Annotated in this window: 8 protein-coding genes; 4 read left to right on the plus strand and 4 right to left on the minus strand. The window is 64.8% G+C overall.

Translation table 11 applies throughout. From position 1 onward, the window contains the following. Together ACWEO2_RS43750 and ACWEO2_RS43755 are read left to right on the plus strand one after the other, a co-directional pair. Positions 1–2,475 (plus strand): LuxR C-terminal-related transcriptional regulator (locus ACWEO2_RS43750; protein WP_452410783.1); only part of this gene is annotated, 2,475 nt, incomplete at its 5' end. A 20-nt stretch (positions 2,476–2,495) separates the two neighbouring features. After that, positions 2,496–2,645: a hypothetical protein gene (locus ACWEO2_RS43755; RefSeq protein WP_452410784.1), complete on the plus strand. Its 150-nt coding sequence runs from the start codon at positions 2,496–2,498 to the stop codon at positions 2,643–2,645. A 21-nt stretch (positions 2,646–2,666) separates the two neighbouring features. Here ACWEO2_RS43755 and ACWEO2_RS43760 read toward each other — a convergent pair whose 3' ends face one another. After that, positions 2,667–2,870, minus strand: coding sequence for a hypothetical protein (locus ACWEO2_RS43760; RefSeq protein ID WP_452410785.1), 204 nt, complete (start codon positions 2,868–2,870; stop codon positions 2,667–2,669). Between the two features lie 158 nt (positions 2,871–3,028). On the opposite strand from ACWEO2_RS43760, the gene ACWEO2_RS43765 reads away from it, so the two are divergent. Together ACWEO2_RS43765 and ACWEO2_RS43770 are read left to right on the plus strand one after the other, a co-directional pair. Then, entirely contained in the window at positions 3,029–3,349 is a 321-nt protein-coding gene (locus tag ACWEO2_RS43765) for a hypothetical protein (protein WP_452410786.1), read from the plus strand. A 7-nt stretch (positions 3,350–3,356) separates the two neighbouring features. Further along, positions 3,357–3,596 (plus strand): phosphotransferase, encoded by a 240-nt coding sequence (locus ACWEO2_RS43770; RefSeq protein ID WP_452410790.1) that lies wholly within the window; start codon positions 3,357–3,359, stop codon positions 3,594–3,596. 37 nt (positions 3,597–3,633) lie between these two features. Here ACWEO2_RS43770 and ACWEO2_RS43775 read toward each other — a convergent pair whose 3' ends face one another. From ACWEO2_RS43775 to fxsT, 3 genes are all read right to left on the minus strand, one after another. Further along, positions 3,634–4,983 (minus strand): serine hydrolase domain-containing protein, encoded by a 1,350-nt coding sequence (locus ACWEO2_RS43775; protein WP_452410787.1) that lies wholly within the window; start codon positions 4,981–4,983, stop codon positions 3,634–3,636. Positions 4,984–5,836: 853 nt separating this feature from the next. Beyond that, positions 5,837–6,820: a patatin-like phospholipase family protein gene (locus ACWEO2_RS43780; protein WP_452410788.1), complete on the minus strand. Its 984-nt coding sequence runs from the start codon at positions 6,818–6,820 to the stop codon at positions 5,837–5,839. A 359-nt stretch (positions 6,821–7,179) separates the two neighbouring features. Continuing rightward, the gene (fxsT, locus tag ACWEO2_RS43785; RefSeq protein WP_452410789.1) at positions 7,180–10,857 is read right to left on the minus strand and encodes an FxSxx-COOH system tetratricopeptide repeat protein; all 3,678 of its coding nucleotides are present in this window, start codon (positions 10,855–10,857) and stop codon (positions 7,180–7,182) included. Positions 10,858–11,193: the final 336 nt, after the last annotated feature.

An 11,193-nucleotide genomic window follows, 5' to 3' on the forward strand; every position in this document is an offset into this window, starting at 1 on the left:
GGGCCGGGCGGCATCGGGAAAACACGACTCGCCACCGAGACCGTCCGCCGGCTCCGCAAGACACGACAGACACCGGTGTACTGGGTGCGGCTGGCACGGCTGGTCAAGGACTCAGACGCGGCCGCGGTCGAGGACGAGGCCGCGCACGCGGTGGTCGATGCCGACTTCTCGGGACGATCCGCGTGGGAGGCACTCGTCAACACGCTGACCATAACCGATGATGCGGGCCGGACTCTGCAGTCGGTGCTGGTGATGGACAACTGTGAACATGTGCTCGCCGGCGCCGGTCAGGTGATCGCGCGGTTGCTGGAGGCAGTGCCGGGGCTGACCGTCTTGGCGACCAGCCGCGAAGCGGTGGGCTGGGTCGACGAGTACGTGGTGGAGGTGCCCTCCCTGTCGCGGCAGCAAGCGTTGACCTTGTTCCGTCAACGTGCCACCTTCACCGGCCATCACATCGTCGACCGGGACGACGTCGCCAACGCCAACCGGATCTGTCGTCACATGAACAACCATCCGCTGTATGTCCGGTTGGCGGCGGCGAGGCTGTCCCGGCAGCCGTTGGCGATGATCGTGCAAGAACTCAGTGGCGAGGAAACCGACAAACGCATGCGCTGGTCGCATGGACCCCGGGTCGGGGCAGACCCGCGGCATCGAGGCATCAGTGATGCCATCGCCTGGTCCTATAACCTGTGCCTGGATCAGGAACGGTTGCTGCTGGACCGGATGTCGGTCTTCGCTGCCGGATACGACACCAGCCCTGACGACGACACCAGCTCTGTTGCGGATGTCGGCGTCGAACTGGAAGCAATCGAGGCGGTCTGCGCGGACGACCCCGACGGGGATCGGGCCAACGGTGGAGAGTTCGTGCGGTTGCCGGCCGAGGATGTGGAAGGTGCGCTCGAGCGTCTGGTCGAGCAGTCGCTGGTAACCGCGCACATGACGCCGACCATGGTGCGGTACTCCCTGCTGGAGAGTGTTCGAGTATTCGCCGGGCAACGGCTCCAGGAACGCTCCACCCATGAGGGGGACGAACCCGCACGGCTCGCCCGGCGCCATCGCCACTACTACCGGGACAGAACCGTTGCGGCGCAGCACACTGTGCTGAGTCCCGCCGAGCAGGGACTGCTGGACTGGGTACGCGCGGCCTGGGACAACCTGGTCCGGGCGATCGAGACCAGCCTGACCTCGGACGAGCCGGCACTCGGTCTGGAAATCTCGGCAAACCTGATCGCCCTGCCGACAATCAAAGGCTCGACCCGACAAATGTGCCGGTGGGCCGAACGCACGCTGCACGCCACCCGCGCGCTGCCCTCACAACCCGCCGACCTGCAGATCAAGGCCATGGCCCTGATCGGGTGGGTCGCCTTTATGCAGGGCAACATCGACGACGCCGAACGGATGCTCGAGGACTGCGTCGCCGCATCCATCCGCGACCCGCAAACCCGGCACAACTGGCGGCAGGCACCGGAAAACGACATCGGCCTACCCGCTCCCGTCGAACAGCTCTGGGGCGGGGAACTGCTCGAGGTCCACCGAGACCCGCGGGCGATCACGGTGCTCGCCCGTGCCCGCGAAAAGTTCCGTATCCTCGGCGATCACAGAGGCGAGACCAGAAGCCTCGTTGTGGAGGCTTGGGCCGCGACCCTCCTCGGATCGGCACAGCAGGCGCTGCAGATCACCCAGCACCACCTCGACTACGCCACTGCTGCAGGCGCCGGATGGGCAAAGGCTTGGCTGGAGACGGTGCGGGCGACCGCGCTGGCCAAGCACGGTCGTCCGGCCGAGGCGTTGGCACTGGGGCGTAGCGCACTGGCGTACCAGCTGCAGGCACGTGATCGGTGGGGCGAAGTGTGGTCTGTGCAAACACGAATGTGGTCGCTGGCGCAGATGATCAGCGATGCCATTGCGGCCGGCGGCAGCGACCGTGCCGAACTCAGCGCACTGGCCACCGAAATCGCTCAACTCGCCGGCGGGGCGGACACGTTGCGCGCGGCGCTGGGGTTCGATCGGGGCGTGCTGGGGCCCTTCACTGATGAAACCAACCGAGCGATCGAGGTTGCCCGGGGCGTATTGAGGCGTAAGGCTTTCGACGCCGCGCAGCGACAGGGTTCCCTGTTGCGCCCGGAGTCGTGTGAGGTGCAGCGGCTGGCGTTGGGCACGCTGTCCACCGACAGGTTGCCGATGGATCATCCCGCCCGACGGAACAGTCCCTCACACTGGCACGAGCTGACTGCCGCCGAGGAACAGGTGGCGACACTGGCCGCGGCGGGATGGACGAACTCCGCCATCGCGACCCGCCGAGGCAATTCCTCCAAAACTGTCGACGCGCAGATGGCCGCGATCTTCCGGAAACTGGCGATCACCTCACGAGACGACATCATCAAGCTCGTCCCCGCAGACCGGATCGGTCAGGTCCGATCCGAAGCAGCCAAACAGCCACAACGCACCGGCGACAAGCGCTCCCGGCTCCGGTGACCGGCGCGGCCATAACCGAGATGCCCTTTCGCGGCGGAGACTTCGAATCCAACCTCAAGGAACTGTTCCAGGCCCGCGTGAAAGCCGCGAAAGCCGCTGCCGCAGAGGCGGAGCCGAGTGACTACGACAAGCTCGAGGAAAGCACGCCGAGCTGCTGGACACTGCGCTGAGCTGGAAGAACAAGTGAAGCTCTATGCCTCGGTGATCAACCTGCTGACACTGGAGAAGGACGCCGCCACCAGCAAGACTCCGGTCGCCGACCTCGACACCAGCCGCCGGTGCCGCGCACCGGTTCCACACATCTGTACGAGCGTCTGCTGCACCGTATCGTCGGCAGCGGCCGGATACATCGTGCAGCGCCAGGCACCCGCCTCCTGGGAGGTCAAGGACTTCACGCATTTCCGGAACGTGGCGTACGACCTCGGTGTCGGCTACGATCCCGAATCCCGGACAGGCGTTCTGATGCCGATACCCATCATCCCCGATGTCAGCAACAAGATGTTCATCTTCTGCATCGCCTACCGAGACAACGGTGAAGCCGACAAGGTCTTCGATGCGCAACGAGCACGCGGCCCGTCCGTTCTTGGCCGGGATCGCCACGCTTCTCCCCCAGCTCCTTGCTGTGGACTTCACCCACGAAGTGCTCGACCGGGACTACATCTTCTACTCCAAGCTCCCCGACGTGCCCGCCACCACCCGGTTTCGACAGTTCGATACCGACCAGGGCCAGCAATTCTTCGAACAGATCGGCACTCTAGCGCACCGAATCGCGTCGGGAGTCGGTCCCGGATTCGGATCGCTCGGTCCTATCTTTCGACACGTGGAGCGCGGCGCTGCTGCATGCCATCACGCTGCTGCGGACGGATTGTGCTGAACTGCAACTGGATACGGGGCATGTCGACCGACTCGCCCGCGTGGTGGAACTGCGGCAGGAGGCCTTCGATTCAGTGACCACACCCAGGTTCCTGCACGACGACCTGTGGACCGCCAACGTGATGGTCGACGAGTCCGCCGCCGATCCGCTTCTCACCGGTGTATTCGACTGGGACCGCGAGTGCACTCGTCGCCGAGGGCAACGCCCGGTTCGGCGCCGTCTCGCCGGACCATTTCTTCGCGCATAGTGCGCAGGAAGGCGATATCCCTTTCTTCGGCAGTGATTCAGCGGATGCCGGGCGTGCGCGGGTCCGGACCGAGGCAGGCTTGAATGACGCAGCCCGGAGCGGTATCCGCGAACGGCGGTGCCAACGGGTAGTTCAGGCAGCTGAAGACATTGCAGCCCGGATATGCCGCGGGCCCGACGCCGAAGACCGCGAGCAGCAGATTCGTATCCACGTACTGGCTCGGATCCGCGCGCAGCGGCGGTACGACATACGGACCGGGATCGGGCACCGGATGGTCTTGGAATGCCGCGAACAATCTGCGGAAGAATTCGTGCGCCAGCTCCGTGGTGTCCTCCAGGGCCTCCTCAATGCCCTGGTTGCTGACACTTCCGAAGAGTCCGGTCCACACCACCGTCAAATCCAGACTCGGCACGATGAAGACATTCTGCATGCCGAGTCCGACCATGAAATACACGTCGGCGGGCTGGAAGTCCTGGGACTCTTCGCATCCGAGGCCGATCCAGATCAGGTAGCCAAAGCACTTGTTCGCTGGTGACGGCTGGCGTGCCATGCGCAGATAGGTCTCGGAGACGAGTTGCTGTGTGCCCCAGCGCCCGTTATTGCTCATCAGCAGGCCGAGCTTCGCGAAATCGTTCGGCGGGATCATCAGATGGGCGTATCCGTAGGTGTGACCGGCGCGATCGCGCGCCCAGTAATAATCACCGCGTTCGATGCCGAGCGGATCGAAAAGCTCACGCTGCGCGAACTGCTGCAATGGCTCGCCGATGGCCAACTCGATGACATAGGCGAGCAGATCGACATCGCGCTCGCTGTAGCTGAATACCGCACCCGGCGGATTGTCCAACGGCACCCCGAGCGCCTGCACGGCACCATTCGGATCGATCGGAATCACCCCGGTGATGCCCTCGGTAAGTATATCCGCCGCCAGGCCGGACGATTCGGTCAGCAGATTCTCCACGGTGATCGACCGATGCTGCGCATCACCGAGTCCGGGCGGCAGATACCGATCGATCGGCGCCTCGAGATCGAGTTTCCCCTGATCCCAGGCTATTCCGGCGAGCAGGGAGACAACGCTCTTCGTCGCACTCCAGATATTCCACGCGACATTGCCGGTCTGCTCGTTCGTCGGCCCCTCACCAATCAGGCAGTTATGCCGGAACACCTGCACATTCAACCGATTACGCCCACTGGCGAACGCCACCGCGTCCGCGAGCAGTCCCGAATCCAGTCCAACCTGTTCCGGAGCCGCCCGTTCCGGCTCCCGCCCGGACGACACCCCACACGACAGCTGCTCGGTAGGCGCGGCCTGCGCACCTCCGGCGAAAACGCTCCCTACAACCAGCGATACCGCCGCGATTCCGGCTAGGAATCTGTAGATGCGTCCCATAGCTCGAGGCTATCGCCCCCGACAGCGCCAGAGCGGACAACAGGCTGAATACGGTTCAGCCGAATGCAAACCGGACGGGCCGCTCGACGTCGAATATTCCAAGATTCCTCTTGAGCGGCGTGTTCGTGCCGTGAACCCATCCTGCGCCCATGGCGAGGACCGTGAGTCCGGTCAGTACCGACGCTGTGGGCGGTGACGATCCGATGACCGCGCACCTCGCGGTGCCGCTGGGGTATCAGGGCGTGTGCGTACCGTGAATGCGAACCTCGTTGGCAAGCCGACCGGAGTCTCCGTCCGAGTCGATGCCTGACAACAAGCCGCTCCGCTAGGAATTCCGCACCAGGGCGGCTGGTGCGTCCGACGTTGACGTTGCTGTGGGTCGGCGACGGCATGCAGACCCGGCCGCTGGAACCGGCGAATTGCAGGTTTCGCCGGAGGCCAGAACACCGCGAGTGGATCGGTGATGTAGTGCGCGGGCGGTGTGGCGTCGATGCCGACGGCCGACCAGATCGCGCTGGGCTCGAAAATCGCCAGGTAGGGCGGCTGCCGTGGTCGGCCCGCCGGATGGAGGCGATGACGCGCTGGTAGTACTTGCCCAACTGATCCGGCGCGGAAATGGCAAGTCGTCGGTGCTGAATCTGGTCCAGCGAGAGATCGAGGAACAACACAACGCTGGCAGGTTCGGCGGTTCACGCCATGGGCGGCTTCCGCGGCGACGGTGGCACGATACACATCACCGTGCGCGCAGAGCGCCGCGACGGGCTCATCACCACGATCCGAATGGACCTTCGCTGACGAGCCCGACGCCGGCAGAGCCTATTTCCAGACTAGCGAGTCACCTGGTTTACAGGTGTCAGCGCCAAAATTCGGTGAGCTGCCCGGCAAGGGCTTTGCCTTGGCCGTAACCGGCTCGTGCGGCAGGTGCGCGCCTCGACAGATCCATCACGTTGTCACCGAATGCGTTGCGGGCGTTGCTATCCGGCGAGATGGTTTCGACTCTGCTGCCGCTTGTACGAAGTTCGTCGACCTGTGTGGCAAGATGGGCACCCCACTGCACCGGCGTCCGTGCTCGGCCGCCGAATGGTGACAGCACCAGCACCCGTTCGTATCCGGTTGCCAGATCCGCATTCTCGGCGTTGGTTCGGTATCCGCCGTCGATGTATCGGCTGCCGCCGATGCGGTAGGGCGGGACACCGAAGCCGTTGGTAGTACTGGCGGCCACGGCGTCCACCAGGTCGACTCCACTGTGGCGGTCGAACGTGACCGGTTCACCGGTGTGGGCATCGACCACTGTGATGACCACAGTTTGCTCGGGCCAGTGCTGGCTGGGCAGCCGAGGGCCGACCATAGCGCGCCACCGGGCTTGTACGGAGCCGTCCGAGGCCGCGTCCGTTTCCAGCGCCGCCGCACCCATCCTGCGGCGCATATCGGCCAAATTTTGTGCGGCGGCGATGATTTCGCTCGTTATCTCCATATGGTTCGCCGCCGGCCCAACGGCGCGTCGACCGGCGGGTCCACCCGGACCGGTCTGCTGTGGGGGTGTAGCCGACAAGATGGCGGCATACAGATCGGTCGGGGTCGCGCTGGTGATCTGGGCCGCAGCCGTTGAGCCAGCCGAGGTGCCGATGATCAGATCGGCCTGGGTCACATCCAACCCGGCATCGAACAGGCCGGCAACGACGCCGATCAACCAGGCATTGCCGGCCGATCCGCCACCACCGAGGACCAACGCTCGCTCACCCGCAGCAGGGATCCGTTTCGTCGCGTCGATCCGTGGCCGATTCTGGTCGGACGCCGTCGAGGTGGAATGTAGCGCTGAAAAAGGTGTTGTGTTCATGGAAGTCGCCTTTCGCGAATCGCGTTTCAGGCGCTCCCGATGGCGACTATCTCAGTCGCGTGATCGTGGACGTTGGGGAGCGCCCACTGCGGATACTGCGTACATGGGTCTCACCTCCTGTCGATTGATCACGATCGCCAGCAACGCTAGCACTCCGGCGACGCGGTGCACAAACGGTTGCGTCACACCAGGACGCGGTCTGCGACTGGCATCACACCGCTCGACTTTCGCGACTCTCGGCGAACAAGTGTTCAATGCACCTCGCGCTCAACGCCATTGAGTGCGATTCCACCCCGATCATCGATCAGATTCGGCTGACCTTTGAGCTCAGAATCAAGAGTCAGCCATCGACGTCCGATTCACTTCGAGCGATCTCGAAGCTCCCGCGCCCGCGCAAGGTTGCGACGGTATATGCCGAGTTCGGGATCGTTGGGACCGTATACCCTCTCGGCCACCGAGAAGTTGTGCTCGTGCATTTCGATTGCCTTCTGGATCTGGCCTGTCAGCCGGAAGGCCAGCGCGAGATTGTTGCGATATATCAGCGTGTCGGGGTGCTTGGCGCCGAAATCGCGTTCGGGATCGCTGCGCATTCGTTCATACAGCTCGATCACTTCGCTGGGCCGATCCGCCAGTAGATAGGCGTCGGCGAGATTGTTTCGGGTGGCCAGGCTCTCGAGGTGCGCAGCGCCCAGTGCCGCTTCGCAGGCGGTGTGGTTGTGGGCACGCAGCGCGATCATGTCCTCGAATCGGCCGACCTCCCGATAGCTCTCGGCGAGACTGTCACGCAACGTCAGGGTCGCCTCGTGCGCGAAGCCGAACACCCGCACATGGTCAACGAGATTCTTTTCATACACCGTGATCGCCTCGGCGATTCTGCCCGCGTGCCGATATGCGTCGGCGAGCGCTTCCCCCAAGGTCACAGCGTCAGGATTGTCCGGTCCGAGCACACCAGGTGCATCGGCGGCATTCTGCTCATACAACGGGATTGCTTCCGCGAGCCGCCCCGCCGCTTCATACGAGCAGGCCAAGGCGTGGCGGGCGGACAGAAAAGGATTGAGAGAGCGGCTGAATACGCGTTCGACATCGATAAGGTTTTGTTCAGCCAGGGCGATCGAATCCTCGATCCGGTCTGCCCGCTGGTACATCGAGGTGAGGTCGTAGCGGATCTGCAGGGCAGTGGGGTCTTCCCGGCCCGCCACGCGTTCGGTCGCGGCCAGACGCCGCTCGTATTGCGCGATCGCATCGTCGATGCGATCGACGGATAGGTATGCGTCGCCGAGGGTCTTGTACATGGCCAGGGTGTCGGGATGGTCAGCGCCGGCACCCCGTTCGATGTGCACGAGGTTCTGCTCGTATAGCGGCAACGCGTCCTCGACGCGGCCGATCGAACCGTAGAAGTCGGCGATTCGCCGGCGCAACAGCAGCGTACGAGTGTGCCCGGCGCCCAGGAACCGTACGTGGTCGTCGAGGTTCTGTGCGTAGTGCGCCGAGGCGTCCTCGATGCGGCCGGCGGAAACATATGCGTCGGAGAGACTTTCACTGATGGCAAGGGTGTCCGGATGATCGGGGCCGAGCAAGCGTCGTGCGTCGGAGCTGTTGCGCTCGTGCAACACGACAGCCTCGGCAAACCGGCCTGCTACCTCGTAGGCGCTGGCCAGGGTGTGGCGTGCGGCCAAGAATCGCGGGTGATCGCGGCCGAACGCCGCCTCGATGTCGGTCAGATTGCGCTCACCCAGCGCAATCGCCTGGCCGATTCGGTTCGCCGTCGCATAGGCAAACGTCAGTGTATGACGGGCCTCGAGCGTTTCGCTGTGGTCGTTGCCCAGCACACGCTCATGGTCGGTCAGAGTCTGCTCGAGTAGCGCGATTCCGTCATCGACCCGGCCGGCCCGGCCATAGGCGCGGGCCAGGCAACGGCGAATCTGCAAGGCATCGGGATGATCAGCGCCGACGACCCGTTCGGTGTCCGCGAGGTTCTGCTCGTGGAGCGCGATCGCCGCGGTGAACTGGCCATCCGCCGAGTAGGCATCGCCGAGCTCGGTTCGTGCGGACAGTGTGTCGGGATGATCAGCGCCTAGAAGTTGCTCGCGCACGAAGATGGCGCGATGCAGATATTCGATGCCACGGGTGTACTGGCCGTCGTAGACGAGAAAGGCTGCCGCGGCCTGCAGAACTCTCGCGATTTTCGTGGTGTCCAGAGCGGTGTTGGCGGCGAGCGCGTCGATGTGGGGAAGCAGTGCCCGCCACGTGGACCAGTTCTGCGGATCATCCACCGTGCCCGCTGGCAACGCCTTGTCCAACGCCGAGATTGCGACGGAATTGACGAACTGAATCGCATCGCTGCTACGGTCGGGATCGCCGGGATCGGGGGTTCGGGCGACCGCCTGGACCAACCGGTGCATCGAGACCGAGTCGGTGGCTGGATCCGGGGTGATCATGCTGTAAGCGGCCAGCACGCCGACCGAGTTGTCGAGCCCGGACAAGCCCACGATGTGCTCGCAGAGCAGCAGGGGGATGGCGTCGGGCCCGTACCAAGCCAAGGCGCGCAACAGGTCAGCGGCTCGCGGCTCGATGGCGGTGATGCGTTCCACGGTCACCCGCCAGATCCGTGCGATGGTGCGTTCCGGGTCGGTGCCGACAGCGGCGCGACGATGCATCTCGCCCGGCCGGTCGGCGAGCATTCGCAGGTAGGTCTGCGGCGTCGTGAACGGGTTCTGTGCCAGATACGCCCCGGCCTGCTCGATGGCCAGCGGCAAATGTCCTAGCTCACAACATAATTGGTCGGCGCCGTGGTTATCTCGTGGTCCCGCTGTTGCGAGTATCCCGAGCAGCAGCCGCAGCGATTCCTCGGGTTCCAACACTCCGAGGCGCACGATCGCGGTGCCCGGCTGCCAGCCCGAGGAACGGCGGCTGGTGATCACGACGCGACCCGTGCCCGCGCGGGCGAGCACCTGGGCCACGGTCGCGTGATCGTCGACATTGTCGAGAATCAGCAACCAGTTCCGGTGTGTAGCAAGCCATTGCAGGGCGCGCTCGGCCAATTGCTCGGCCTCGAGTACCTGCGCCAGCACGGGTTGCAATGCGGCGGCGAAACGCGCCAGTCCCTGCTGGACACTCGCAGCGGTATCTGCGCTGATCCACACGATCGGGGTATGCCCGTGCGCGCGGGTGGCGGCCCAATGCGCGACCAAGGTGCTCTTGCCGATGCCACCCAGACCGTGCACCGCCTGCACGACCACCTGACCGGGATCGCTCAGGACGACATCGAGCTGATCGAGTTCGCCTGCGCGACCGACGAATTGGCTCGGTCGCAGCGGCAGATTATCGATACCTGGCGGTGCGTCGACATCGCTCATTGGCCGCAACGCCTCCGGCGGCAGCAGCACCACTCGAGAGTTGTCGCCGGTTTGGATCACCCCGGCGTTCCCACCAACCGCCGCTGCACGATCGCCGGCGGCGCGCACGCCAGGCGCGGGGGTTTCCGAGTCCGGCGGTTCGCCTGATTGTTTGCGGCCGAAGCCGAACCATTTCACGCCGTCGTCGACCCGTCCCCGGTGCTGAGGTGACCGCGCGCGTCTCGGCCGACGGCAATCGAACGTTCGCCCCGCGCCGCCACCGATCCCGGTGCGGCATCCGGCGCGGCCGGATCCGCAGGCTGCGGCGTCGGCGGCGTGGGCACCGGATTGTCGCCGGTGCTGATCGATTGCGCGTCGCGGCCCACGGCTACACTGCGCGAACCTGATGCGGCGACCGCAGGCGGTGCCGCCGCGGCGGCGGACTGGCGGCGATACTGCCACAGCGACGTCGCGGCACCGACGACGGTCAGCGCCACGACCACCGCCCACAGCCACCAAGGCCCGCCTCCGGTCGCTAAATTCACCACCACCGCCAACGCGGTTGCCACGATCGCCGCCGCCGCGACCGGCGCCACCACCGGCACCAGCGAACCAGGTCTCGGACTCATAGCCGCCTCCCCGAACTCCGATGACCTGTGCACGAGAGCCACCGGCCGTTGTTATTCGAATCAATGACAGCACACGTTCAGATGGCGCACCGCGTTTCCGGATCGGGCGTCGCTCACCAGCGGTGGCGTCCGAGGACCTGTTCGCAGCGAGCCGCACAAGTTCCAGCTGCCGTCGGCGTCGGATGTCTTGCGTCAACCTGGTGACAGGCTGCGATGGCGAGTTTGATTGCCGGGCGGGGACCTGCGAACGCGCGGTAAGTAGCCGATGACAGGGCATTCTTCTGGCGGATTGGTCACCGCGGTCAGGAATCTGTGTTCGTCGATTCCGAGAGGTAACCTGAGGCGCGCGGTACAGCGGGAGGGATGTGGTTTGGCGCAACGCTGGGTGACGATCTGTCTGCCGCCGGAT

Source organism: Nocardia sp. NPDC004278, assembly GCF_053602975.1.